This is a genomic window from Duganella sp. OV510 (assembly GCF_900100205.1).
GTDB lineage: Bacteria > Pseudomonadota > Gammaproteobacteria > Burkholderiales > Burkholderiaceae_D > Rugamonas.
On the sequence record NZ_FNEQ01000001.1, the window covers coordinates 859,253 to 882,487 of the forward strand.

The 23,235-nt window shown below is 63.1% G+C and carries 25 protein-coding genes; 12 read left to right on the plus strand and 13 right to left on the minus strand.

Going from position 1 to position 23,235, the window contains the following annotated elements; all coding sequences use genetic code 11:
• Nucleotides 1–118: 118 nt before the first annotated feature.
• The 3 genes from BLS51_RS29190 (at nucleotide 119) to BLS51_RS03925 (ending at nucleotide 2,012) form a co-directional block, all read left to right on the plus strand.
• Nucleotides 119–592 carry a hypothetical protein gene (locus BLS51_RS29190; RefSeq protein WP_139168643.1) on the plus strand — a complete coding sequence of 158 codons (474 nt, stop codon included), beginning with the start codon at nucleotides 119–121 and terminating at the stop codon, nucleotides 590–592.
• Nucleotides 593–621: 29 nt separating this feature from the next.
• The gene (locus BLS51_RS03920; RefSeq protein WP_090177906.1) at nucleotides 622–924 is read left to right on the plus strand and encodes a hypothetical protein; all 303 of its coding nucleotides are present in this window, start codon (nucleotides 622–624) and stop codon (nucleotides 922–924) included.
• An 83-nt stretch (nucleotides 925–1,007) separates the two neighbouring features.
• The gene (locus BLS51_RS03925) at nucleotides 1,008–2,012 is read left to right on the plus strand and encodes a glycoside hydrolase family 43 protein (RefSeq protein ID WP_090177902.1); all 1,005 of its coding nucleotides are present in this window, start codon (nucleotides 1,008–1,010) and stop codon (nucleotides 2,010–2,012) included.
• A 6-nt stretch (nucleotides 2,013–2,018) separates the two neighbouring features.
• Here BLS51_RS03925 and BLS51_RS03930 read toward each other — a convergent pair whose 3' ends face one another.
• The 8 genes from BLS51_RS03930 to BLS51_RS03965 all read right to left on the minus strand — a co-directional run bounded on the left by BLS51_RS03930 (nucleotide 2,019) and on the right by BLS51_RS03965 (nucleotide 8,717).
• Complete coding sequence (locus BLS51_RS03930) at nucleotides 2,019–2,372, minus strand: hypothetical protein (protein ID WP_090177898.1); 354 nt, start codon at nucleotides 2,370–2,372, stop codon at nucleotides 2,019–2,021.
• Nucleotides 2,372–3,190 carry a DUF3325 domain-containing protein gene (locus tag BLS51_RS03935; protein WP_090177895.1) on the minus strand — a complete coding sequence of 273 codons (819 nt, stop codon included), beginning with the start codon at nucleotides 3,188–3,190 and terminating at the stop codon, nucleotides 2,372–2,374. Before BLS51_RS03935 ends, BLS51_RS03930 begins: the two co-directional genes overlap by 1 nt.
• Nucleotides 3,187–3,480: a DUF3649 domain-containing protein gene (locus tag BLS51_RS03940; protein ID WP_090177892.1), complete on the minus strand. Its 294-nt coding sequence runs from the start codon at nucleotides 3,478–3,480 to the stop codon at nucleotides 3,187–3,189. The genes BLS51_RS03935 and BLS51_RS03940 overlap by 4 nt, the downstream gene beginning before the upstream one ends.
• Nucleotides 3,477–5,087: a PepSY-associated TM helix domain-containing protein gene (locus BLS51_RS03945; RefSeq protein WP_090177888.1), complete on the minus strand. Its 1,611-nt coding sequence runs from the start codon at nucleotides 5,085–5,087 to the stop codon at nucleotides 3,477–3,479. The genes BLS51_RS03940 and BLS51_RS03945 overlap by 4 nt, the downstream gene beginning before the upstream one ends.
• 107 nt (nucleotides 5,088–5,194) lie before the next feature.
• A complete protein-coding gene (locus BLS51_RS03950) occupies nucleotides 5,195–6,205 on the minus strand; it encodes a FecR family protein (RefSeq protein WP_090177885.1) in 1,011 nt (336 codons plus the stop codon).
• Nucleotides 6,202–6,807 (minus strand): RNA polymerase sigma factor, encoded by a 606-nt coding sequence (locus tag BLS51_RS03955; RefSeq protein WP_229207392.1) that lies wholly within the window; start codon nucleotides 6,805–6,807, stop codon nucleotides 6,202–6,204. Before BLS51_RS03955 ends, BLS51_RS03950 begins: the two co-directional genes overlap by 4 nt.
• Before the next feature lie 44 nt (nucleotides 6,808–6,851).
• Nucleotides 6,852–7,847 carry a proline iminopeptidase-family hydrolase gene (locus tag BLS51_RS03960; protein WP_090177882.1) on the minus strand — a complete coding sequence of 332 codons (996 nt, stop codon included), beginning with the start codon at nucleotides 7,845–7,847 and terminating at the stop codon, nucleotides 6,852–6,854.
• Between the two features lie 66 nt (nucleotides 7,848–7,913).
• Nucleotides 7,914–8,717, minus strand: coding sequence for a hypothetical protein (locus tag BLS51_RS03965; RefSeq protein ID WP_090177878.1), 804 nt, complete (start codon nucleotides 8,715–8,717; stop codon nucleotides 7,914–7,916).
• Between the two features lie 32 nt (nucleotides 8,718–8,749).
• On the opposite strand from BLS51_RS03965, the gene BLS51_RS03970 reads away from it, so the two are divergent.
• Nucleotides 8,750–9,388, plus strand: a complete 639-nt coding sequence (locus BLS51_RS03970) for a TetR/AcrR family transcriptional regulator (RefSeq protein WP_090177874.1) — start codon at nucleotides 8,750–8,752, stop codon at nucleotides 9,386–9,388.
• Here BLS51_RS03970 and BLS51_RS03975 read toward each other — a convergent pair.
• Nucleotides 9,381–10,352: an alpha/beta fold hydrolase gene (locus BLS51_RS03975; protein WP_090177871.1), complete on the minus strand. Its 972-nt coding sequence runs from the start codon at nucleotides 10,350–10,352 to the stop codon at nucleotides 9,381–9,383. The genes BLS51_RS03970 and BLS51_RS03975 overlap by 8 nt on opposite strands.
• A 25-nt stretch (nucleotides 10,353–10,377) precedes the next feature.
• The gene (locus tag BLS51_RS03980) at nucleotides 10,378–10,749 is read right to left on the minus strand and encodes a DsrE family protein (RefSeq protein WP_090177869.1); all 372 of its coding nucleotides are present in this window, start codon (nucleotides 10,747–10,749) and stop codon (nucleotides 10,378–10,380) included.
• Between the two features lie 190 nt (nucleotides 10,750–10,939).
• Between BLS51_RS03980 and BLS51_RS03985 the strand changes: the two genes are divergently transcribed.
• The 5 genes from BLS51_RS03985 (at nucleotide 10,940) to BLS51_RS04005 (ending at nucleotide 15,900) form a co-directional block, all read left to right on the plus strand.
• On the plus strand, nucleotides 10,940–11,860 hold the full coding sequence (locus BLS51_RS03985) for a PNPOx family protein (RefSeq protein WP_217636404.1): 921 nt from the start codon (nucleotides 10,940–10,942) through the stop codon (nucleotides 11,858–11,860).
• Nucleotides 11,829–12,809 (plus strand): PDR/VanB family oxidoreductase, encoded by a 981-nt coding sequence (locus BLS51_RS03990; protein WP_090177863.1) that lies wholly within the window; start codon nucleotides 11,829–11,831, stop codon nucleotides 12,807–12,809. The genes BLS51_RS03985 and BLS51_RS03990 overlap by 32 nt, the downstream gene beginning before the upstream one ends.
• Nucleotides 12,810–12,888: 79 nt before the next feature.
• Nucleotides 12,889–14,196, plus strand: a complete 1,308-nt coding sequence (locus BLS51_RS03995; RefSeq protein ID WP_090177860.1) for a hemolysin family protein — start codon at nucleotides 12,889–12,891, stop codon at nucleotides 14,194–14,196.
• Nucleotides 14,197–14,308: 112 nt separating this feature from the next.
• On the plus strand, nucleotides 14,309–15,256 hold the full coding sequence (locus BLS51_RS04000) for a 5'/3'-nucleotidase SurE (RefSeq protein ID WP_090177857.1): 948 nt from the start codon (nucleotides 14,309–14,311) through the stop codon (nucleotides 15,254–15,256).
• Nucleotides 15,257–15,264: 8 nt separating this feature from the next.
• A complete protein-coding gene (locus tag BLS51_RS04005; RefSeq protein WP_090177853.1) occupies nucleotides 15,265–15,900 on the plus strand; it encodes a hypothetical protein in 636 nt (211 codons plus the stop codon).
• A 44-nt stretch (nucleotides 15,901–15,944) separates the two neighbouring features.
• On the opposite strand, the gene BLS51_RS04010 is transcribed toward BLS51_RS04005, so the two are convergent.
• Together BLS51_RS04010 and BLS51_RS04015 are read right to left on the minus strand one after the other, a co-directional pair.
• Entirely contained in the window at nucleotides 15,945–17,285 is a 1,341-nt protein-coding gene (locus BLS51_RS04010; protein WP_090177849.1) for a TetR/AcrR family transcriptional regulator, read from the minus strand.
• Between the two features lie 48 nt (nucleotides 17,286–17,333).
• Nucleotides 17,334–18,308, minus strand: coding sequence for a glycosyltransferase (locus tag BLS51_RS04015; RefSeq protein WP_090177846.1), 975 nt, complete (start codon nucleotides 18,306–18,308; stop codon nucleotides 17,334–17,336).
• A gap of 285 nt (nucleotides 18,309–18,593) precedes the next feature.
• On the opposite strand from BLS51_RS04015, the gene BLS51_RS04020 reads away from it, so the two are divergent.
• The 3 genes from BLS51_RS04020 to BLS51_RS04030 all read left to right on the plus strand — a co-directional run bounded on the left by BLS51_RS04020 (nucleotide 18,594) and on the right by BLS51_RS04030 (nucleotide 22,546).
• Nucleotides 18,594–18,980, plus strand: coding sequence for a DUF2946 domain-containing protein (locus tag BLS51_RS04020; RefSeq protein ID WP_090180659.1), 387 nt, complete (start codon nucleotides 18,594–18,596; stop codon nucleotides 18,978–18,980).
• Between the two features lie 75 nt (nucleotides 18,981–19,055).
• Nucleotides 19,056–21,065, plus strand: a complete 2,010-nt coding sequence (locus BLS51_RS04025) for a TonB-dependent receptor (RefSeq protein WP_090177842.1) — start codon at nucleotides 19,056–19,058, stop codon at nucleotides 21,063–21,065.
• 2 nt (nucleotides 21,066–21,067) lie between these two features.
• A complete protein-coding gene (locus BLS51_RS04030; RefSeq protein ID WP_090177838.1) occupies nucleotides 21,068–22,546 on the plus strand; it encodes a PepSY domain-containing protein in 1,479 nt (492 codons plus the stop codon).
• Here the strand turns inward: BLS51_RS04030 and BLS51_RS04035 are convergent.
• Nucleotides 22,543–23,184, minus strand: coding sequence for a VTT domain-containing protein (locus tag BLS51_RS04035; RefSeq protein WP_217636403.1), 642 nt, complete (start codon nucleotides 23,182–23,184; stop codon nucleotides 22,543–22,545). The two genes, BLS51_RS04030 and BLS51_RS04035, sit on opposite strands and share 4 nt — an antisense overlap.
• Nucleotides 23,185–23,235: the final 51 nt, after the last annotated feature.

The window sequence follows — 23,235 nt, forward strand, 5'->3', positions numbered from 1 at the left end:
TCCTGATAACTATCAACTTCTACCATTATGAACTGTAAGAGACATGCTGAAGAAGTTTGTTATAGATCAATCGTGCTTTGAGCTGGTTATGTAAGGTAGCCACCGGGAGTACGCCATCATGAGCGGGATACTAAAAATACATTCAAATGCATCAGAAGGCGGTATCTTTGGGCACAGCTGGATCGAGTATTGCCCTATCGACGGCTTTCCTGTCACTTATGGCACATGGGGCAATCATCCAGACAGCGGCGCAAACGGGCTGAAGGAGAATCTGGAGCTCGGTCGACAAAGTGAATACTGTCGCGTGATGTTCATCAACACACAGCAGGCGGCAAATCTTTTTGCCACTATTGCATCCTATCGCGCAGCAGGCTCGGATGCGTGGTCTCTGGCAAATCCTTGCTCGGCCTTTGCTGCTGAGGCGTGGGAATCGGCTACAGGGGAATGTCTTGTCCACCGTAACGCGATGCTCAGCACACCCGCCAAACTAGCCAAATCTATATTGAGAGCAAATCTTGGCACAAAATTCGAGCAAAACCCGGGTGACAAAATTCATAAGTCAGGGAGAGGTTTTAAACCTAAACCTGATTGATCTACAATGGGATGAAAGGAGGTACCGCCATGACACTTCCCCGTATAGCGGAAACAGGCGATGTACGCATTCAGTCACTGGAAGTCGCCACAGACCACTTTCAAGTGAAACTTATGCTGCGCGGCCTAATCTTCCACAGCTCTATCGTGGCGGAAAGCATCCGAGTCGTCGATGAAGGAAAATCGACCCGCATTCTTGTCGAAATGGCTTCAACGCACCCCGACAAGAGTGGTAGTTTCACAGTGAGTGTTCCTTTGCCGCCTGATATTGAAAAAGTCACCTTTGGCCTGTCAGGAGAACAAATCTGGTCGCGTGAATATCGATTCCAATAAAAGTATCGCTGGATGCAAAAAAGTTATTGGAAGGCCGGCGGGTTTCGTTTCATCATCGTTGAAAAATACAATGGAGACGATGGATGAATCGCTTGGCTTTTGCGCTGGCTGCTGCGCTGTTGATGTCGAATGTATCAGCGGCGCCGGCATTTCAGAATCCGCTGGTGACGCAGCGCGCCGATCCGCAGGTGACGCTGCATAGCGACGGCTACTACTATTACACCGCCACCGTGCCCGAATACGACCGCATCGAGCTGCGCCGGGCCAAGGACTTGAATGATCTCGGCAAGGCCGAGGTCAAGACCATCTGGCGCAAGCACGCCACCGGGCCGATGGGCGCGCATATCTGGGCGCCGGAGATCCATTACATCGATGGCAAATGGTATGTCTACTTCACCGCTGGCCAGGCGGAGAAACCGTGGGAGATCCTCTTGTACGTGCTGGAGAACGCGTCGCCGAATCCGCTGGAAGGCAGCTGGATCGAGCGCGGCCAGCTGAAGACCGGCTGGGAAACCTTCTCGCTGGACGCGACCACCTTCACGGTCGGCAAGCAGCGCTATCTGGCATGGACGCAGCGTCCGCCGGAGAACGACAAGCATGTGACGGCAATTTACCTGGCGCGGATGGATACGCCGTTGTCCATCGCCGGCCCCGCAGTGATGCTCAGCCAGCCGGAGCTGGCGTGGGAAAAGATCGGCTTCGATGTGAACGAGGCGCCGGCCGTGCTGGTAAAGAACGGCCGCGTGTTCATGACCTATTCCGCCAGCAAGACCGACGCCAACTATGTGCTGGGCCTGCTGACGGCGGACGCGAGCGCCAACCTGCTCGATCCCAAATCATGGAAAAAGTCGCCGGCGCCGGTCTTCGCCAGCAGCGACAAGAACGGCCAGTACGGCCCCGGCCACAATTCATTCACCACCACGCCGGACGGCAAGTCGGGCATTCTGGTATATCACGCCCGCAGTTACCGCGACATCAAGGGTGATCCGCTCGGCGATCCGAATCGCCACACGCGCGCGCAGCTGATCCAGTGGCGCGCGGACGGTACACCGGATTTTGGCGTACCCGAGGCAGACGCCAGCCGTTGACCAGGCTCAGGGCTTGCGCATCCAGCCGGGTGCGCGGCCCGGCGCCGGCCTGGTGATTTCCTCCTGCTCGACGATGGCCTGCAAACCCGGCCCGGTATCGAACAACACATAGAACGGCTGCTGCGGTTTCTTGAATGTCAGCGTGGAATTGGCGTCAAGCTTGGCTTCCAGCAGCGTCTTGCCGTCGTGCCCCACCACCTCCATGCGCGCGCCGGGCAGCGCTTCGTCATCATTGGTCGAGCCGCGACAACGCACCGTGGCGTCGTCCAGCAGATAGCACCTGACCACCGGCTCGTGTGCCTGCACACCAGCCGCCAGCAGCAGGCCGGACAGCACGATCAAATGTTTAGCGTGACGCATTACTGCTCCTTGTGTTGATTGAACCACTCCACCGTCGACGGCGACACCAGCACCAGCCGCACGGCCTGCTGGTGGACGCTGCCATCCTTGCCGACCACCGTCAGCCACAGCTCACTGTCGGCGTTGATGGTGGACGGCAGCGGAATCTCCGCCTTGCGCTCCCAACGTGCGCCGAAGAAGGCCATGCCGGTGGTGCGCTCGTTGCGCGGTTTATTCACCTTGATCAGCACTTGGCGGATCTCCAGGTCGCAGGTTTCGCAGAAGCGGATGCGGAATTCCTTGAACGGTATATCCATCGCCATCAATTCCGGCGCCTCGCGATGCGCCTCGGCCAGCGTGAACTCCCAAGGTCCGATCTTGCCACGCACCGCATCGGGACGCTTCAGCAACTGCGGCTCCACCCTGGCCAGGCTGTAGGCAAACACGCTGCCGGTGGCCACCAGCAGCAGCGCCGCCACCACGCGGCGCACGCGCGGCACCGGCACCGTGCCGGCGGCTGGCAGCCTTGGGATGCGATCAGGCTTCTCGCGTGCCGGCGGCTGCCATGGCCATTTCGGAAAGGAGAACACCAGCACCAGCGCCGCCACGCTCAACCAGCCCAGCCACATCGCAATGCCGATGCCGGCATTCAGTTCAGTGATCCCCCAGGCCAGCGCCACCGCCAGCAACAGCCAGCCGGCAATGCGCGCCAGCAGTTGCGCGCGCGGCGAAGGCTGACGGCCTGACAGATGCTCGCCATAACGCTCGCTGGCCAGCGCCAGCGCAAGGAAACCCAGCAGGCTGATCGCCAGAATGCCGATATGCAGCAGGGTATTCATGGCAAACCTCCTTTCAGCAGCCACGCCAGGCCGGCGCACACGACCGTGCTGCCGAGCATGCCGATCCACGCGCGCGTGGCGCTGCGGGTGGTAAAGGCCCAGATCACTGCCGTGGTGTAGACGGCAAAGCTCAGCATCGTGCCCCACAGCACGGCTTGCGCCTTGGGCGCCGGCCAGATCAAGGCCACCAGCACAGTGGCGGCCGAAGTCAGCGCGTAGCCACCCAGCGCGGCCGCCACAATGCGTGAAAGTACCGACCAGCGATCGGCAGTCGTCAATGTCTTGCTCATGCGATTCCCTTGGCCGGCGCGAGGCGGCGTTGTACTTTGACGGCCATCACGGCAAACAGCGCCGCCAGGCCCAGCATGGTGAGGTCGAAACCGGCCAGCACCCAGTCCCCCTGCGGCAGCGTGTGGCCGAGGTGGCGGCTGGTGGTCAGCACGTTCAGCAGCGGCACCAGCGCGAAGCCGAGGCAAGCCGCCCACAGCAATTCGATCCATGCCCGCGTCAGCGGACGCGCCATCGCGTAGAACAGCGTGCCCAGCCAGACAGCGAACAGGCAGTGCATTTCCCATGCGGCGCGCTCGTTCAGCGCCACCGGCAACAGGCGGTTGGAGAAGAAATAGGCGGCCAGCGCCAGCGGCAGGCCGGCAATCGTGGCGACGTTGAGGTTTTCCACCAGCCGCACGCCGAAGTGGTCGGCGCCTTCAAAGCCGGAGGCCAGATGGTGCTTGCGCCGCTTGACGGTCCACAACACCAGGCCGGTGCCGATCATCGCGCAACCCAGCAGGCCGGCGACGAAATACAGCCAGCGTCCCCATGGCGCGGCAAACATCCCTTCGTGCAGGCTGAACATCACGTCCTGTGTGGCGGCAGCGCTGCCACCCGGCTCCGGCTTCTCCGGCAGTTGCTTGCCGGTCTGCGCGTTGAAACGCAGCGTGGCCGGACGATAGGCGCTCAAGTGATTGCCCGCCACGCGCGACAGCACAACCTCCGGCGGTTCGCCTTCGTCCGCTTCGATCAGGATCGAGGCCAGCTTGCCCGGCCCCCAGGCGGCTTGCGCCTGTTCTATCAGCGGCGCCAGCGATATCGCTGGCCGGCTGACCGGCGTGTGCTGGTGGCCGCCATCGTACAGTTCGTCGAAGAAGGCTTCGACCTGGTCATGGTCGGTGCCATACACAATGTCGCGCCCGGCTGGCATGTAGCTGTACAGGAAGAACACCAGGCCGCTGTAGGTAATCAGCAGGAAGAACGGCAGCGCCATGACGCTGATGGCGTTGTGCGCATCCAGCCAGCTGCGCTGCCCTTTGCCGGGACGGAAGGTGAAGAAGTCCTTGAAGATCTTCTTGTGCGTGATGACACCGGTGACGATGGCAATCAGCATCAGCATGGTGCAGACGCCGACGATACGGATCGCCCAGGTGTACGGGATATAGTGCAGCGAGTAGTGCATGCGGTACAGGCCGGAGCCGCCTGTGGTGGCGCGCGGCTCCGCCTCCTGTGGCAGCAAGGCGCCGCTGGCCGGGTCCAGGCGTTCGGCGACGGCGGGGCCGTAATCGTGGCCTGGCTCGGGCATCTGCTCCCAGCGCACGCCGAATTCCTGCCACGAGCGGTTGCCTTGTGCGTAGTGTGGCAAGGTGATGCGCCAGTTGGCGGCTTGCGGCGCGGCCTGCGCCAGCCGGTCGAGCGCCAGGCCTGCCAGGCGCTGCGTGTCGGCCAGCGTCAGCGGCTGCGCGGGCGCTTGCGGCGCCACGCGTTCCGGCTGCATCCAGCGGGTGATTTCATGCTGAAAATAGCCGGCGGTGCCGGTGACAAACACAAAGAACAATACCCAGCCGACCACCAGCCCGGCCCAGGTATGCAGCCAGGCTGCGCATTGACGTAAGGTCTCCTTCATCTTCCCCATTCCTCGTTAATAGTTACCGCTTGGGGTGGTCCCCTTAGGTAATAACGCACAGCCTGGGAAAGTCAGAACCTGGGATGCGAATAATGCGCAAATATTTTTCAGCGGGCGGTGATGCGCCAGCTGCCATCCAGCTGCTGTTGGACGCGTAATGGCAGCAGCGCTGGCAGCGCCAGCAGGAAGGCGCGTGGCTCACGGGTAGAGGCGACACCGGAGATCGGCTGCCGGGCCAGTGCCCCTTCCACCACCACCGGCTGACCAAGATAGTGTTGCAAATCGGCGGCCACTTCCGCCAGCGGTGCGCTCCTGAAATGCAGCTGGCCGCTGCGCCAGTCGCCCACGGTGTCCGCCGAAACGGCGATGCTGCGCGCGCGGTGGCTGGCTGGATGGATGCCGAGGCCGCCACCGGCGTTGAGCACGTAGATTTGCGCCTGGCTGGCGCCACTGTCCGGGCGGACCTCGACCCGGCCTTCCCGCACTTTCACCACGATCTGCGCCGGCGTGACGCGGACGTTGAATGCCGTGCCGACCGCTTTGACCTCGCTGGCGCCACTGGCGACGGTGAACGGCCGTTGCGCGTCGCGGGCGACCTTGAAAAAGGCTTCGCCGCCTTCCAGTACCACTTCACGCCGGTGGCTACCATAGCGGACTGTCAGCTTGCTATTGATGTTGAGCACGATGGTGGAACCATCCGGCAGATCCAGCGTGCGGACTTCGCCGGGCGCGGTAGCGACGGCGAGTTCATAGGCAGGTGCGCCCTGCCAATGCTGCCAGTGCTGCCAGTGCTGCCAGCCTGACCCAGCGCCAACCGCCAGCAGCGCACACGCGGCCAACGCTGCCGTCAGCCATGCCCGCCGACCAGCCTGCGCACCACGCGCCCTGTTGGCAGGGGCGGATGCGGCGTGCGGACGCCGGGAGGTTTTCTGCGCCAGCGGAATATGGTGCAAGTCATGGCTGGTCAATGCCATGCCTTCATAAATTTCACGATGCTGTGGTGAGGCTGCCAGCCACACGGTCAGCGCGTGCTGGTCGGCGCCGGTCCAGCCCGGCTCGCTGCGGCGCATGAACCATTGCGCAGCCTGCTCATGCAAGGCAATCAGGTCGTGGCTCATGGCGTATCCCCGGCTTCTTCCTCGTGTACATGGAGGCGTTCCATCTGCTCCACGCTACCGTAGTTGACGCGCAACTGGCAATAGGCCATGGCCCGGCACAGGTGCTTGGCCACCATGCGCGCCGAAATCCCCATGGCGGCGGCGACCTCGTCATGGGTCATGCCGTCGATACGGTTCAGCAGGAAGGCCTGGCGCTGCCGTTGCGGAAGTTCTGCGACGGCGTCGTTCAGGCGCGCGATGCGCTGACGCTGCTCGACGATCTGCTGCGGCTCACGCTGCGGTTGATCCGGAAGCGCCTTCAATTCCTGCTCGGCCGCGTCCATCGACACCAGCTCGGCGTCGTCGCTGCGGCGCCACTGGTCGGTGGCGGCATTGCGCGCCGAAGTGGCCAGATACGGCGCTTCCTCGGCCGGCGTCAGCGCCCTGCCCGACGCCGCCAGGCGCGCAAACACCTCTTGCGTAGCGTCCTCCGCCAGATGGCGGCTACCGGTGCGCCGCTGCAGCAGGCGCACCAATGGCGCGCGCCAGCGCTCGTAGAGTCTGGTCAGTGTATCGCCTGTCAGCTGGCGCTCCTTAAGCTGTTGATTGCCAGAGACAGGCACCCGTTTAATCCGACTGAATGAAAATGATTCTCATTATATATCAATCATACGGATTGAAGGAACTTCAGCAGGTGCGCGAAGTAATCAGCCTGCGCGTCCCACATCGACAAATGGCTGCCCTGCTCGCAGATAACGGCGCGGCCGCGTGGCATCAGGCTGGCCATCTTGCGGATGTCCTCGGGATTCATTTCATCGTATTTGGCGCCCATGGTCAGCGTCTTCACCTTGATTTCGTGCAGGCGGTCCCAGCGTTCCCAATCCTTCAGGTTGCCGGTCATCAGGAATTCGCTCTTGCCCTGCATCAGGTTGTAGATCTTCTGGTTGGCGTGGCGGAAGGTACGCTCGACCGGCTCCGGCCAAGGTGTCGTGCGGCAGATGACCTTCGGATACAGGTCTTCCATCATGATCTGCTCGTACTCCGGCGCGTCATAGGCCTCCTTGGCTTCCAGCGCCAGCAGCTTGGCCAGCGAGGCCGGGGGCAATTGCTGCTTGATGGTGTCCAGGTGCTTCAGCAGCGATTGCATGCCGGCGGTCATGTTCGAAATCACCAGGCCGCGCAGGTGGCGCTGATGCGTCAATGCATATTCGATGCCCAGCACGCCGCCCCACGAATGGCCGTACAACACAAAGTTGTCCAGCCCCAGGCCTTTGCGTACTTCTTCCACTTCCTCCAGATAGCGTGGCAGCGTCCACAGCGACGGGTCGTCAGGTTGGTCGGAGTTGCCGCAGCCCAGCTGGTCGTAGTAATACATCTCGATGCCGGCTTGCGGCAGGAAGGATTCCATCGCCTCCAGGTATTCGTGGGTGAAGCCGGGGCCGCCGTGCAGCAGCAGGACCTTGACCGGGCCGCTGCCGATCTTCTTGGTCCACACCTTATATTTGCCGCCCACCACCGGCACCATCTTGATACCGGCCGTGCGGATGCCCGGCGGGTTGACGCCATCCGGCCTGGTCACAGTAATGCCATCGGGCGCGGCCGCTGCCGCTGCGCCACCTGCCGCAGCCACCACGCTGGCGGCCAGAAAATATCGACGATCCATTGCTACTCCTCTGAGCTTTACATTGTAAAGTCCAGCAGAATACACATCTGTGCTTACACTGTAAAGTTAACTATCGCATAAATAATTCTGCCGCGTTCCCACCTGCCGGAAACCGGCACGCAGGATGTTGTTCAGCGACGTGCTGCTTTCGCCCGGTTCGGCAGCCTCGGCTTCGACGCTGGCCATGACGCAGCCGGCCGACTTGGCCGCCGCCAGCCGCGCCGCCAGCAAGGCCTGCTGGGCACCGCGTCCGCGTGCGGCCGTCAAGGTGCCGCCCATGCCAAGCCACGCCTGCACGCCGTCGATCAGCAAAGTGCCGGTGGCGACCGGCGTGCCATTCTCATCACAGGCGAAGAACACCTGCCACGCCGGCCGGCCCGCCAGCCCCGCCATCCATGGCGTCAGCAAGGGCATGCCGAAACTGTCGCTGAGGATCTGGCCAGCGAGGCCGTATTCTTCCGCTGTCGCCAGGCGGATGTTGAGGGATGAGGCCGCTGCTGGCGGTAACAAGCCCGCCAGCACCAGCTCAAACTGTCCCCAGGCGCCGCGCCGGGTGCAGCCATGCGCCAGCAGGCTGTCGTGCAGCACGGCGCTGTCCGGCGTGTTCCAGGCGTGCAGCCAGAAGCGCGGAATCCCGCGCTGGCGGAAAAACTGGCGGATCTGCGCCAGCGTCTCGTCCGCCAGCGGCTGCCCGCCCGGCAGGCCGGCCACCCGGTTCATGGTCGGCGACGGCATCGCCAGGACGCTCAGCAGCGTGGCCGAAGTCCCTGGCAAGTCAATGATGGTGCAGCCGAAGCCGTCCGGCGCAGCGGCGAAAAAATGCCGGCGTGCAGCTATTTCTATGGTTTCTGTTCCAGTGCGATAATGCATGTGCATCGTGAATAAAAAGGCAAATTAAGAGTGTGAAAAACAAGACCGAACCGCTGGACCGCCAGCGCATCGCCCAGGTGGCGCTCAGCATGATAGACGAACATGGCATCGACCAGCTCAGCATGCGCAAGCTGGGCAGCGAATTGGGGGTGGAGGCGATGGCGCTCTACCACTACTTCCGCAACAAGGCCGAGCTGCTGGATGGCATTCTCGACATTGTGCTCGATGAGGTGTCGGCGACGCTGACGCCGGACGGCACGCCGCTGCAACGCGCACGCCGCACCTTCGACGGCCTGCGCCTGATGGCCATCGACCATCCGCACGCCTACCTCAGCATGGTATCGCGCCGCTTCCGCACGCCAACCGCGTTGCAGTTCTACGAGCAGTTGCTGGGGCATTTTCACGAAGCCGGCATGAATCCGGCGCAAAGCGCGCGCTACTACCGCATGATGGCCAACTTCACCGCCGGCGCCGGCCTGGCGGAAGTCGGCAGCCGCGCCAAACAGCCGGACGCGACGCCAATCATTCTGGAGGACTTCAGCCGGCCGGCCGAATTCCCCCACATCACCGCTGCCATGCCCTTCCTGCGCGTGACCGAGATCGACGCCATCTACCACAACGGCATGGACATCCTGTTTGCCGCGCTGGAAGCGGAACTGGCGCTTACTTAGCCGCTTTCACGTTCTTCGCCAGGAAAGGACGGATGTAGTTGGCAATCGCCACGCTATCCTCTTCCAGCGCGAAGTGGCCGGTGTTGACGAAGTGCAGTTCTGCCTTCGGCAGGTCACGCAGATAAGGATGGGCGCCGGCTGGCGGGAAGATCTTGTCGTTCTTGCCCCAGACGATCAGCATCGGCGGCTGGTGCTTGCGGAAGTAGGCCTGCCATGCAGGATAATGCGGCGGATTGGTGCCGTAGCTGTAGAACATCTCCAGCTGGATGTCCTTGTTGCCGGGACGATCCATATACGCCTGGTCAACCGTCCACGCATCCGGGCTGACGTGCGCCGGGTCGCGCGCGCCTTCCGTGTATTGCCATTTGGTGCCGGCCAGTTCAAACAGCGGACGCAGCTTGTTGCCGTTCGCTTCGGTCTTGTCCTTCCAGTAGACGCGCGGATCATCCCAGAAACTGTGGGCGATGCCCTCGTCGTAGGCATTACCGTTCTGCACCACGATGGCAGTCACACGCTCCGGATGGGCGGTGGCGACGCGGAAGCCGATCGGCGCGCCGTAATCCTGCACATACAGCGCATAGCGCGTCAGGCCCAGCGTCTGGGTGAACTTGTCGATCACATTGGCCAGGTTGTCGAAGCTGTAGGTGAATTTGTCCATTGGCGGCATGTCGCTCTGGCCATAGCCCGGATAGTCGGGCGCGATCAGGCGGTAGCGGTCGGCCAGCTGCGGAATCAGATTGCGGAACATCTGCGACGAGGTCGGGAAACCGTGCAGCAGCAACAGCACCGGCGCGTTCTTCGGTCCTGCCTCGCGGTAGAACACATTCACGCCGTCGACCTTGACGGTGCGGTATTCCACGGCAGCGGTGCTGGCCACGTTGGCGACGTCCTTGGCGTAGGCGGGCGGCGCGGCGTGCACCAGCAGCGCCAGGCTGAGCGCGGCAAGTATGCGGAGTGTTTTCATGATGAGATCCTTCAGCGCAGATCGGTTAGAAAATGAAGACGGTGTAGCCATCCGCCGAGATCTGCGCAATGCTGGGCAGGCCGGAGGTGCCAGGCACGCTGTTGTCGGTGATCAGGTCGAAGCCGGCCTTCTCGACTTCCTCGCGTGCACCGAACACGTCGGCGCAGCCGCAGGAGATGCCGACCACCGTGTCTTCCACGCCTTTGTACAGCGCGTGGATCGGGTGCTGGTCCGAAGCCAGCACGCCAGGCCAGCGGGTGCCGGTGCCCTGGAAATAGATGCCGACTTCGACGCCTTTCTGCTTGAAGTCATAGGCGGCGGCCAGGCCGTTGAACATGCGGCCCAGTGCTTCTTCGCCGGCTTTTGGGTCGGACAGGATGATGATTGCGACTTTCATGGTTTGCTTCCTTTCGCTAACAGGTCAGTTGGGTGAGGCCATTCTAGGCACTGGCCTGCGCCGGATAAACAACGCCTGGATCAATTCATCGTTTCGGCCGGCGAAATAGTTACTTGCGTCGGGCAGGTATTCTTGTTTTACGGCGGACTGCGCACAATACGCCGTATAGCAATCAACGATGGAGAACGCAATGAACGACAGCTTCCACGCGGGCGAACGTGAAGCGCAGCAGCGCGCCGGCGAAACCGCCATCGCCGACCGCAATATCAGCGTCATGACCGACAAGGTCATCGGCGGCGCCCGTCCCTTCATCGCCAAGCTGTTCATGGCCGTGGTGGGCAGCACGGATGCGGACGGCAGGGTCTGGGCCTCGCTGTTGTTCGGCAAGCCAGGCTTTGTGCAAACCAATGACGGCAGTTCCGTCCTCATCAATATTCCGCAGCAGGAGCGCGATCTGTCTGATCCGTTCTGGAGCAACATCCAGGCGATTCCGGACATCGGCATGCTGTTCATCGAACTGGGCTCGCGCCGGCGCTACCGCGTCAATGGCAAGCTGAGCCGGCTGGACGCGGAAGGCGCCGAGGTGGCGATCCGCGAGGCGTATCCGAACTGCCCGAAATACATCCAGCGCCGCCAGTTGCGCCGGATGGGCGAGCCGGTGGTGCCGGTGCAAACGGCGCATGGCACGGTGCTGCGCGGTCCGGTGGAGCAGATCATCCAGCAGGCCGACACGCTATTCCTCGCCAGCCGCCATGACAGCGCTGGCGCGGACGCCTCGCATCGCGGCGGCAAGCCCGGCTTCATCAAGCAGGTGGACGAAAACACGCTGCGCATCCCCGACTACGATGGCAACAGCCTGTTCAACACGCTGGGCAATTTCCACGTCAATCCGAACGCCGGCTTGTGCATCCCGGATTTCGAGCGTGGCCAGCTGCTGCAACTGACCGGCGCCGCCACCGTGCTGTGGCATCAGGAAGATCCGCACAACGAAACCGGCGGCACCAAGCGCTACTGGGAATTCAAGGTTGCGCGCTGGATCCTGCGCGACACGCCGCAACAGGTGGAGTGGGAATACCTGGATGCGTCACCGTTCAATCCGGCAGTCAGCTAAAGCCATGGGCTACGTCATCTCGCAGGTCATCGCCCATGGGCAGGCCGTCAAGGAGTTCCAGCTCCGCCGCCAGGACGGCACCGCCCTGCCCGACTGGCAGTCCGGCTCGCACATCGTCGTACACTTCAAGGATGCCGATGGCGGTGCGCTTGAACGCCACTATTCGCTGGTCGGCGCCGCCGGCGCCACCGACACCTACCGCATCGTCGTCCAGCGCGAGGATAGCGGCAAGGGCGGCTCGCGCCGCTTGCATGAAGCCTACGCGGCCGGCAGCGAGATCACCATCGATGGTCCGTTCAACAGCTTTCCGCTGAACGCGGCCGGCGCACGTGTGCTGCTGATTGCCGGCGGCATCGGCATCACGCCGCTGGTATCGATGGCGCACGCGCTCAGCGCGGCCGGCCAGCCGTTCGCGCTGCACTACCTGGCGCGCAGCACCGAACGGCTGGTGCTGCTGGACGAACTGCGCGCCCTGCCGCACGCCAGCATCGTGCTGCACATCGCCGACCAGAGCGGCCGCGCCGATCTCGGCGCCCTGCTCGGCCCCTATCAGGACGGCGACAGCCTGTATTCCTGCGGGCCGGCCCCGCTGCTGCAAGGCCTGGCCGAAGCTGGCGCACAGCAAGGCTGGCCGGCCGATGCATTGCACTTCGAAAGCTTCGGCGCCCGCACGCAGCAGGATGACGGGCCGCTGACGGTCGAACTGTCGCTATCGGAAATGACGGTCGAAGTCCAGCCCGGCACGTCCATCCTGGCCGCGCTGCTGGCGGCCGATGCCTTCGTTTCCTACGACTGCCAGCGCGGCGAATGCGGCAAGTGCTATACGCTGGTACTGTCAGGCCAGCCGCTGCACCGCGACATCTGCCTGACGCCAGAGATGCGCGCCACCGGTATGTGCACCTGCGTCTCCTGGGCTACCGCCCCCGGCCATCTGGTGCTGGAAATATAGGCAAGGCCAAAAAATAGATTCTTAAGAACTCTGGCATAGAATAGGCGCTTTCTAACATCGCGCCTGGTGCGCCACTTCGATGGAAATTGCTATACTTTTGGGGTTAATCCTGCTCAACGGCCTGTTTGCCATGGCTGAAATCGCACTGATGACGGCCCGCAAGGCCCGCCTGGCCAAGCTGGCCGAAGGCGGCGACCACGGCGCCCGCGCCGCCTTGCAACTGGGCGAAGATCCCACGAAGTTCCTGTCCACCATCCAGATTGGCATCACCTCCATCGGCGTGCTGAATGGTATCGTCGGTGAAGCCACGCTGGCCCGTCCATTCGGCGAATGGATGCTGTCCCATGGCGTGCCTGAAAAATGGGCCGACAACGCCGCCACCGCTTCCATCGTGGTCATCCTGACCTACTTCTCGATTGTGCTGGGCGAACTGGTGCCGAAGCGTCTGGCCCAGCTGAATCCGGAACCGCTGGCGCGCCTGATCGCCCGTCCGATGCAGCTGCTGGCCATCATCGCCCGCCCATTTGTGCGCCTGCTGTCGGCATCGACGCAACTGGTGCTGCGCCTGCTGGGCGTGCGTAACACCGGCCCGCAGGCCATGACCGAGGAAGAACTGCACCTGATGCTGGAGGAAGGCTCGGATTCCGGCGTCATCGAAGAACAGGAGCACCAGATGGTGCGCAAGCTGTTCCGCCTGGACGACCGCCAGATCGCTTCGTTCATGATCCCGCGCCGTGACATCATCTATTTCGACGTTGATGAAGATCCCGCCGTCAACCTGAGCCGCTTCAACGCCAGCACGCACTCGCGCTTCCCGGTGCTGCGCGACGGCTGGCGCCAGGTGCTGGGCGTCGCCAGCGCACGCCAGATGCTGATGCAGACGCTGAACGGCAACCAGCTGGACCTCACCGCACAGCTGGAAGAGCCGGTATTCGTGCCCGAATCGCTGACCGGCATGGAATTGCTGGAGCACTTCAAGCAGTCCGGCGCGCAATTGGCCTTCATCGTCGACGAGTACGGCGAAGTGCTCGGCATCGTCACGCTGCAGGACGTGATGGAAGCCATCACCGGCGAGTTCAAGACGCCGCATCCGGAAGAATCGTGGGCGGTGCAGCGCCATGACGGCTCGTGGCTGCTGGACGGCCTGATTCCTATTCCCGAGCTGAAAGACCGCCTGGGCCTGCGCGATGTGCCGGAGGAAGAACGTGGCCGCTACAACACGCTGAGCGGCATGGTGATGCTGCTGTTGGGCGATATTCCGCGCACCAGCGACCGCTGCCAGTGGCAAGGCTGGGACTTCGAAGTGGTCGACCTGGACGGCCTGCGGATCGACAAGGTACTGGCCACCAGGCAAGCGGAAAATTCCGGCGAGGCAGCGACACAATAGCCGTACAAGTGTCTTTTTTTACGCCATATTCAAGTTCAAATAATTCGTACACGTGTCATATCGCCGTCATAAACTTTTCATATTCTGTCGGTTTTCCCACCGAGAGGACCCTATGAAACGTTTAGCCATGAGTGCCGCGCTCGCCTTGTGCGTCAGCCCTGCTTTCGCCCTGAATATCGTGCTGTCCAACGATGACGGCCTGACCAGCAACGTCAAGGCCCTGTATGACGAACTGAAGGCGGCCGGCCACTCGGTCATCGTCTCGGTGCCGTGCACCGGCCAGAGCGGCCGCAGCGCGGCCATCGTGATGTACAGCACCAACACCATCATTCCGGACAACGACAAGACGCAGATCGAAGCCGAAGGCGGTTGCCACAACGGTGCCGCCGCCACCGGCGCGCCTGCGGTCGGACCGTTCACCAAGAGCGGCTACACCGGCGGCGACTTCAACTATGTGCACGGCACGCCAGTGATGGCCACCATGTATGGCCTGGACGTGCTGGCGCAGGCACGCTGGGGCAAGGCGCCGGACCTGGTGCTGTCCGGTCCGAACGAAGGCCAGAACGTCGGCAAGGTGGTGATCAACTCCGGCACCATCGGCAATGCGCAATTCGCCGCCGGCCGTGGCCTGCCTGCCATCGCGCTGAGCGCCGGCACCGACACGGTCGATAACACCGCGCTGGCCAACGCCCGTTCCAAAACTGTCGCCCAGCTGACCGTCAAGCTGATCGCTGCGCTGCAAGCCAAGGCCGGCAGCTCCGCCCTGCTGCCAACCGGCACCGCGCTGAACGTCAACTTCCCGGATGGCGTTGCCGCCACCGCGCCATGGGCTTTCGCGCGCATCGGCACTTACGATACCTACGCGCTGAAATTCAGCAGCGCCGCGCCGTGGGGCCTGAGCGGCTCGCTGCCGGCCGCTGCCACCGCCGACCAGGCGGAAGATGAAGCTGTCGTCTACAAGACCAAGATTTCCGTGACCGCCATGCAGGTTGGCTACGACCAGCGCCCGGCCGGCCAGCAATGGCTGCGCTTGCGCCTGCGTGATCTGTTTGCCCAGTGAGCCGCGCCATGAAAAATTCCCTCACTATTCTGGCCAGCGCGGCCGCCCTGCTGCTGTCCGCCTGCGGCAGCAATAACGAGGCCGCCAAGCCTGAAGTCAAAGTCGCCGATCTGGCGGCTGGCGTGTATGCGGTCAGTTCGGGCGATAGCGCCAATCCTACCGCTGGCAAATATTATTCGGCGGCCGATGGCAGCCGTCTGCTGGTGCTCAACAACAGCGCCCAGCAGGCCAGCGCGGTGTACCGCCGCGACGCCGGCGGCGCATGGCAGCTGACGCCGGCGCCGACAGCCAATACCTCGCTGGATCTGTTGAACAGCAACGCCACCACCTCGGCCACGCTGAGTATCAGCGCCATCGCGCGCAGCTACACGGTGCGCCTGGCGTCCGGTGCGGCGGCGACGTTCAGCGTCAATGCCAGTGGCGATATCGTGGCGGGCGGCAGCAATTGCAAGCTGTCAGGAAAATTGAGCACGTCGTCGCTGCCGGGTACGCTGAAGCTGTCACTGGCAGCCTCTGGCTGCGGCGATTTGCCGGCGCAGTCGGAAGGCTACCTGGTGGCTGACAGCGACTACGCGCCTGCCGTGTTCCGTCTGCTGACTTACAGCAGCGCCGCGCTGGTGGACCTGTGGGCCTACGCTGAGTAAGCCCCTGGCTGCGGCACTGATTCTGCTTGAGCCCCTGGCTGCGGCTACTGATTCTGCTGCAGCCACTTTGCCGCAGCGCCAAATGCTGCGGCTACCGTCTGGTCGGATGCTTCGCCGGGCGGCTCGGTGTTGGTCAAGCCAGTCAGGCCCATCGAGATGACTTGCGCACACAGCGCGTCGATGCCGCGTGCCTGCGGCAGATACTTCATGAAGACTTTCACCAGATTGTTGCCGCGCCGGCTGCGCATGTCGGCTGTGTAAGCCGTCAACTCCGGCATGCGCGCGGCAGCAATCGCCACGGCGAAATTGGCGCGCGCCAGGTCCAGCTGCTTGCCGTCGCCTTCCACGCGGAGGCGCTGCAACTCGGTCAGGCTGTCGGCATCCACCGCGAAGCGGATGTGCGCAACGATCGATTCCAGGCCGGCGATCACCAGATCGCGCTGGGCCGGATAGCGATAACTCAGCGTCGTGTGGGCGATGCCGATCTCCGCCGCCACGGCGCGGTGCGTCAGGCCATGCACGCCCCGCGCCGCCAGCCAGCGGCCACAAACGCGCCCCGCCTGCGCCGCCCACGCCGGCTCACGGCCCGCGCTGCCGGCACCGTTCGCGCTAGCGGTGCCGATGCTGCCGATAGCGCCGGCGACCATGCCATTAGTACCGGCTATGCTGGCGCTGGTGCCGGCGCTCGTGCTGGTGCCGGCGCCGTTCGCGCCAGCCAGCTCGCCATCGGCCGCCTGCATCCGCGCCAGCAACAGCGCGAACAATTCCGCGTCGCCGGCATCTGCCCTGGTCGCCAGACCGCCAGCAAACAGGCGGCGCAGGCAAAGTCGGCGCAAGCTGCGGTAAGCGGTGACCGGTCCCAGCACCAGCCCGTAAGCCAGTTCAGCGAGGATATAGCCATGCCACCAGCCGCCAGACAGCAAGCCCGGCGCCATGCCGGCGCGCTCGCCAAACGCTTGCCAGAAGCCGCGCCGTTCCGCCTGCCACGCCGCGAACACCGGCTGTAGCGCCGCATCCCAGGTGCAAGCATGCAGCAGTTCCAGATACAGTATCGACAGGCCGCGATGATGCGTGGCCAATTCTTCCAGCATGGTTTCAGCCAGCTCGGCCGCGATTGCCGGCGACAGCGTGCCCAGCGCCGCCAGCGTGCCGCGCCACTCCGCCATTAGCTGCTTGTCCTGCTCGCAGGCCGCGTTGCAGACCGCCGCAATCACATCAGCGCGCGCGCCGTAATGGCTGGTCAGCACGGTGACCGACACGCCCAGCGCTTCCGCCAGCGGCCGCAGCGTCAGCCCGGCCAGGCCCTCGCTGCCGACGATGCCGCAGGCGGCCGCCAGCAGCGCCGCATCATGCGGCGCCTTGCGCGATTTTCTTCCGGCATCCAAGGTAGCGTGTTCTCCGATGTCCAGCCCTCCATGGCTGGGTCGAGCGCATTATAACCTTGCCGATTGCACCATTTCAGCCTTCTGTTCGAGGATGGCCTGCACCACATAGCGCGGCCGTGCGCGCACCTGCTGGTAGATGCGGCCGATGTACTCGCCCAGCAAGCCGATGCCGAACAAGATCACACCCATCAGGAAGAAGGTGATGGCAAACAGCGTGAACACACCCTCCGCCTCCGCGCCGAGGAACAGTCGGCGCACCAGCAGCAGTCCGACCAGTACGGCGGAAGCGATCGACATCAGCATGCCCAGCATCGAATAGAACTGTAGCGGCACCAGCGAAAAGCCGGTGACCAGGTCGAAATTCAGCCGGATCAGACTGTACAGCGAATACTTGGATTCGCCCGCCGAACGCTCCTCATGCTCGACCACCACCTCGGCTGGATTGCGCGCGAAGCGGTAAGCCAGCGCCGGCACAAAGGTATTCACCTCGCCACACCGGTTCATCAGGTCGACCACATTGCGGCCGTAGGCGCGCAGCATATTGCCCTGGTCGGTGATCTTGATGCTGGTGATTTTTTCGCGCACATGGTTCATTGCCTTCGAGGCCCAGGTGCGCCACGCGGAATCGCGCCGCTTGCGGCGGATCGAGCCGACATAATCGTGGCCCTGGCGCATTTTCTCCACCAGCACGCCGATTTCTTCTGGCGGATTTTGCAGGTCGGCATCCAGCGTCACCATGATGTCGCCGCGCGCCGCCTCAAAGCCAGCCAGGATGGCCATGTGCTGACCGTAATTACCATTGAACAGCACCACCCGCGTGACATCCGGCCGCAGCCGGAACTGCTCGGCCAGAATGCCGACAGAGCGGTCGCGGCTGCCGTCATTGATAAAGATGATTTCATAGGAAGTCTGCAAGCGGTCGAGCGCCGGATACAGTCGCGCGAACAGCGCCGGCAGGCCCGCCTCCTCGTTATAGACGGGAATGACGATCGACAGTTCTGGAAGTGGCAGGTCGCGGTTCATGATCGGACAAACGGGTGGTAAAGACCCGATTGTCCGACAGCGATCATTAACCGCGTATTAAAAAAACCTGTGCTTACTCGAACACTTGCTTCAGCGATGGCGCATCCAGTACTGCGTCGTTCCATGCTCTCAGCTTTTCCAGACTAGCCTTGGCAAGCCTGGCTTGTACCGTTTTCGGCAACGGCCCGAAACGTCACGGAGAGATCCAATCCATTTATGCGCTCGTTGCGCCAGCCGTATTGGGAGCTAAAGGCAGAAAAATCCAAGCTGCTTTACAATGGCGGCATGTTTTCCATACTTGACCGTCGCGTGCTTATTGCCTGGATCGCCTTGCTGGCCGTCCTGTTCGGCGCGCTCGCGCCGGCGGTTACGCATGCGATGACGCCCAAGGGCAGTCCGCCGCAGTGGCTGGAACTGTGCGGCGCCAACGGCATCAAGCGCGTTCAATTGCCGGATGACGGCACGCCGCAGCAGCCCGATCTGATGCAGCACATGGAAAAGTGCCCGTACTGCGCGGCGCACGCCAGCCCGCAGGCATTCACGCCACCGGAAGCGTTCAGCTTTGCCGTCGTCGGCGGACACGACCTTTACCCTTCCCTGTTCCACCAGGCGCCAGCGCCGCTGTTCTCCTGGGCCGCCGCCAAGCCGCGCGGGCCGCCCGCTACTTCCTGAGTTCATTCCATCCGTTTTACATGGCGGTTCAAGCGCGTTCGCTTGTGCCGCAGGAATCTCTACAAGGAAGTAAAAATGTCTTCATCCGCAAAAATTTTTGCGCAGGCCGCATTGCTGCCTGCGCTTGTCGGCGCGTCGTCATTCGCCATCGCACAAGAAAATAACGATGATGCCGCGCTGGTGCTTGGCCGCGTGGAAATCACCGCGCAGCGTAGCGGCCCCATGGCGGCACGCAGCGTGCTCAGTTCGGTCGATATCCTCGGTGCCGAGTTGATCCAGGATCAGCAGGCCCAGCACACGTGGGAATTGTTCTCGCGCGCGCCCGGCGTCATGCTGACGCAATTCCGCCAAGGTAATGAATCGGGCAAGCTGTCATTCCGGGGCTTTAATGGCGAAGGCGAAGTCAACGCCGTCAAGCTGCTGATCGATGGCATCCCCAGCAACGACAACGCTGGCGGCATGCCCTTCCTCGACATGCTGTTCCCGCTTGAAATCAACAGCATCGAGGTGGTGCGCGGCACCAACGACCCGCGCTACGGCCTGCACAATATCGCCGGCAATGTGAACGTCAATACCCGCCTGGGCGGCAACGATACCGAGCTGCGCTTCGGCTACGGCAGCTTCGCCACGCGCCAGGTGCAAGTCGCGCAAGGCATCGAGAACAAGAACTGGACGCAGAACTACTTCGTCGGCTACCTGAGGTCTAACGGCTACCGCAGCAACAGCGAATTCGACAAGCTGACCGTCGGCGGAAAATGGTTCTACACCAGCGATGACGGCCGCACGCGCTCCGGCCTCATCCTGCGGCATACTGAAAGCAATGGCGACGAAGCCGGCTATCTGGAAGCCAAGGATGCGCGCAGTGATCCGACCTCGTCCTACGCTTATGCACGCGCCACCGGCGGCAACCGCGAGATGACACAACTCAGCCTGCACCTGGATCACCAGTTGAGCGACCAGCTGTCGCTGGCGGCGAAGCTGTACCGCAATTCGGTACAGGACCAGCGCTGGCTGCGCTATTCCATCATCACCTCGCAGCAGGAACGGGTGATCGATGAAACGCACGAGGGCCTGCTGGCCAGCCTGACTTACCGCCTGCCTGGCGTCTCGATTGAAGGCGGCGTCAGCGCCGAGCACCAGCACGACGCCAGCCCGCGCTACAACACGCTGGACCAGGTACGCGTGTCCACCACGCGCGACCAGCACTTCCGCTTCGACACTTACGGCGCCTATGTGCAGGCCGTCGTGCAGCCGCTGCCCGGCGTCAAGCTGATCCCCGGCTACCGCGTCGACAAGGTCGAGGGCGACTTCAGCGACCGCTCGCGCAACGTCCACTACGACATCCAGGATTACGGGCTGATCAGGCAGCCCAAGTTCAGCGCCGTGTATGCGCCGAATAGCAGGGCCAGCGTGTACGCCAACTGGGGCAAGACCTTCCAGGTCGGCGCCGGCGCGGCGGCTTACCAGAGTAGCGGCAGCCCGCTGCGGCCATCGATCAATGAAGGCTGGGAAGGCGGCGTCAAGTTCACGCCGGTGGACTGGCTGAACGGCCGCGTGGCGCTGTGGCGGCAGGACGCCTCGGACGAGGTCAAGCGCCGCCTCAACGATCCCGCCGGCGGCTCGGAAAATATCGGCAGCACACGCCGGGATGGCGCCGACCTGCAATTCAACGTGCGCGCCGGCGACAACGCGTCGGCATGGTTCAGCTATTCATGGCAACGCTCGCGCATCACGCGCCCCGATCCGGCGGCACCCGCCACGCTCGGCAAGCAGATCGATCACCTGCCCGGCCGCCTTTACTCGGCTGGCTATGAAGTCCAAGCGACGCCGGCGCTGAAGCTGTCCGCCTGGGCCAACGGCCAAGGCGACTACTACCTGACCACCGCCAATACCGGCAGAAAATACGGCGCCTACACGCTGCTGAATGCCAGTGCCAGCTATCGCCTGTCGCGCCAGTGGACGCTGGATGTGCAGCTGAAAAACCTCGCCAACCGCTACTACGAGTACGTCTGGCTGAACGACCAGACCCGCCATGCGCCCGGTGATGGCCGTGCCGTCTATGTCTCCGCCAATCTGAGTCTGTAAGCATGAAGCGCCTGTTGTTTCTGCTGCACCGCTGGCTGGGCATCGTGCTGTGCGTGTTTTTCGCGATGTGGTTCTGCTCCGGCATGGTGATGATGTACGTCGGCTACCCCAAGCTGACCGATGCCGAACGCTTGCAGCACCTGCCGCCGCTACCGGCCGGCACGCCGCTGCTGGCGCCGCAGGAAGCCCTGGCGCGCGCTAGCGTCAGCGGTCCTTTCAGCGACCTGCGGCTGGCGGTCGCCAGCGCCGGCACGCCGGTCTACCTGGTACAGCCGACCGACAGCAAAACCACCATCGTTATCGATGCGCACAGCGGACGGCGCGTAATGGCGACCGATGCGCAACGCGCCATCGCCAGCGCAACCGCCTACGCCGGTCCCGACGTAGCAGCGCACTATCTGGACATGATCGATGAAGATGCGTTCACCCACACGCGCAGCCTGGACAGCCATCGCCCATTGCACCGCGTGCAGCTCGACGACGACGCGCACACGCTGCTGTACATCTCCGGCCGGACCGGCGAAGTGGTGCGCGACGCATCGCGCAGCGAGCGCTTGTGGAATTACGCCGGCGCCTGGATACACTGGCTGTATCCATTCCGGGGCGGGATGCTGGACCGCTACTGGGCCGACATCGTCAACTGGTCTGCCATCGCCGGCACGGTGATGGTGCTGGCGGGCGCCACGGTCGGCATCCAGCGCTGGCGCTTCACGCGGCCATACCGCAGCGGCAGCCGCTCGCCCTACCCTGGCGCCCTCATGCGCTGGCACCACATCGGCGGCCTGCTGTTTGCGGTGATCGCAACCACCTGGATTTTCAGCGGCCTGATGTCGATGAATCCATGGCGCGTGTTCACCAGCAGCGCATCGCAGCTACGCATGTCGGTCATCGAGCAGGGAGCGTTGCAACCATCCGCGCTGGATGCCGCGCCTGAAGCGCTGCTGTCCACCGCCAGCGGCGATGTGCGGGAACTGCGCTGGATACGGGTGCTGGGCAAGACCATGGTGCTGGCGCAGCCGCCCGCCGGCAAGCCTCTGCTGCTGGACGGACGCAGCGCACAAACGGCCGCCATCGACGTCAACGCCTTGCTCAGTGCCGCGCGTGGCCTTCTGCCAGCGCCGCTGGTGGAAGTCGAGACGCTGAACGCCTACGACTTTTACTATTACAGCCGCGACGAACACAGCATGACCAGCGGCAGCATCAAGCCGCTGCCGGTGCTGCGCCTGGCGTTCAACGATGCACAGGCCAGCTGGATCTATCTCGATCCGCACACCGGCATGGTGGTCAGCCGCTGCGACCGCCTCCAGCGCTGGAGCCGCTGGCTATTCTCGCTGCTGCATAGCTGGGACTGGCTGCCGCTGGTGGAGCGCCGCCCGCTGTGGGACGGCGTGTTGATACTGTTCAGCCTGGGCGGTGTGGTCATGAGCCTGACCGGCATCGTCATCGGCTGGCGCCGGCTGGGGCGCAAGCTGGGCGCTTAGGAAGCGGCGCGGGCGCGCAGCCATCCTGCCACCGCCGGCAGGATGGACAGCACGACGATGCCCATCACTACTGCGGTCAGGTTCTTGCTAATCCACGGAATATTGCCGAACAGGTAGCCGGCCGATACCAGGCTGCCGATCCACAGGAAGGCGCCGCTGACGTTATAGCCGAAGAATACCTTGCGCGGCATCGAACCCAGCGCGGCGACAAACGGCGCCAGCGTGCGGACGATCGGCACAAAACGGGCCAGGATGATGGTCTTGCCGCCGTGCTTGTCGAAGAAGTTTTGCGTGTGCAGCAAATGCTCCTGCTTGACGAACGGGATCTTGCTGGTATCCAGCGCCCTGCTCTTGAACCAGGCGCCAATGCTGAAATTCAGCGCGTCACCGGCAACGGCGGCGATAAACAGCAGCACGCACAGCGTGACCGGGTCCAGCAAACCCTTGGCCGCCAGCGCGCCGGCGATGAACAGCAGCGAATCGCCGGGCAGGAACGGCATGACGACTACCCCGGTTTCGATGAAGATGACCAGGAACAGGATCAGGTAGACCCAGTCGCCATGCTGATCGATCAGCTGCGCCAGATGCGTGTCCAGGTGTAAAAACCAGGCCATGAAGGCGGCCAGCAACTCTTCCATCGAAATCCCCTTAGTCAAATAGCATTAATTTTAAATCGAGAACGATTAAAA

Bases quoted from the DNA above. Each gene is read 5' to 3' on its own strand.
- BLS51_RS04005 (WP_090177853.1), top strand. From the start codon at position 15,265: ATGAAAAATTCCCTCACTATTCTGGCCAGCGCGGCCGCCCTGCTGCTG.
- BLS51_RS03945 (WP_090177888.1), bottom strand. From the start codon at position 5,087: ATGAAGGAGACCTTACGTCAATGCGCAGCCTGGCTGCATACCTGGGCC.
- BLS51_RS03995 (WP_090177860.1), top strand. From the start codon at position 12,889: ATGGAAATTGCTATACTTTTGGGGTTAATCCTGCTCAACGGCCTGTTT.
- BLS51_RS04020 (WP_090180659.1), top strand. From the start codon at position 18,594: ATGTTTTCCATACTTGACCGTCGCGTGCTTATTGCCTGGATCGCCTTG.
- BLS51_RS03920 (WP_090177906.1), top strand. From the start codon at position 622: ATGACACTTCCCCGTATAGCGGAAACAGGCGATGTACGCATTCAGTCA.
- BLS51_RS04000 (WP_090177857.1), top strand. From the start codon at position 14,309: ATGAAACGTTTAGCCATGAGTGCCGCGCTCGCCTTGTGCGTCAGCCCT.
- BLS51_RS03930 (WP_090177898.1), bottom strand. From the start codon at position 2,372: ATGCGTCACGCTAAACATTTGATCGTGCTGTCCGGCCTGCTGCTGGCG.
- BLS51_RS04015 (WP_090177846.1), bottom strand. From the start codon at position 18,308: ATGAACCGCGACCTGCCACTTCCAGAACTGTCGATCGTCATTCCCGTC.
- BLS51_RS03950 (WP_090177885.1), bottom strand. From the start codon at position 6,205: ATGAGCCACGACCTGATTGCCTTGCATGAGCAGGCTGCGCAATGGTTC.
- BLS51_RS03990 (WP_090177863.1), top strand. From the start codon at position 11,829: ATGCGTCACCGTTCAATCCGGCAGTCAGCTAAAGCCATGGGCTACGTC.
- BLS51_RS03965 (WP_090177878.1), bottom strand. From the start codon at position 8,717: ATGCATTATCGCACTGGAACAGAAACCATAGAAATAGCTGCACGCCGG.
- BLS51_RS03985 (WP_217636404.1), top strand. From the start codon at position 10,940: ATGAACGACAGCTTCCACGCGGGCGAACGTGAAGCGCAGCAGCGCGCC.
- BLS51_RS03960 (WP_090177882.1), bottom strand. From the start codon at position 7,847: ATGGATCGTCGATATTTTCTGGCCGCCAGCGTGGTGGCTGCGGCAGGT.
- BLS51_RS04035 (WP_217636403.1), bottom strand. From the start codon at position 23,184: ATGGAAGAGTTGCTGGCCGCCTTCATGGCCTGGTTTTTACACCTGGAC.
- BLS51_RS03935 (WP_090177895.1), bottom strand. From the start codon at position 3,190: ATGAATACCCTGCTGCATATCGGCATTCTGGCGATCAGCCTGCTGGGT.
- BLS51_RS03975 (WP_090177871.1), bottom strand. From the start codon at position 10,352: ATGAAAACACTCCGCATACTTGCCGCGCTCAGCCTGGCGCTGCTGGTG.
- BLS51_RS29190 (WP_139168643.1), top strand. From the start codon at position 119: ATGAGCGGGATACTAAAAATACATTCAAATGCATCAGAAGGCGGTATC.
- BLS51_RS03940 (WP_090177892.1), bottom strand. From the start codon at position 3,480: ATGAGCAAGACATTGACGACTGCCGATCGCTGGTCGGTACTTTCACGC.
- BLS51_RS04025 (WP_090177842.1), top strand. From the start codon at position 19,056: ATGTCTTCATCCGCAAAAATTTTTGCGCAGGCCGCATTGCTGCCTGCG.
- BLS51_RS04030 (WP_090177838.1), top strand. From the start codon at position 21,068: ATGAAGCGCCTGTTGTTTCTGCTGCACCGCTGGCTGGGCATCGTGCTG.
- BLS51_RS03925 (WP_090177902.1), top strand. From the start codon at position 1,008: ATGAATCGCTTGGCTTTTGCGCTGGCTGCTGCGCTGTTGATGTCGAAT.
- BLS51_RS03980 (WP_090177869.1), bottom strand. From the start codon at position 10,749: ATGAAAGTCGCAATCATCATCCTGTCCGACCCAAAAGCCGGCGAAGAA.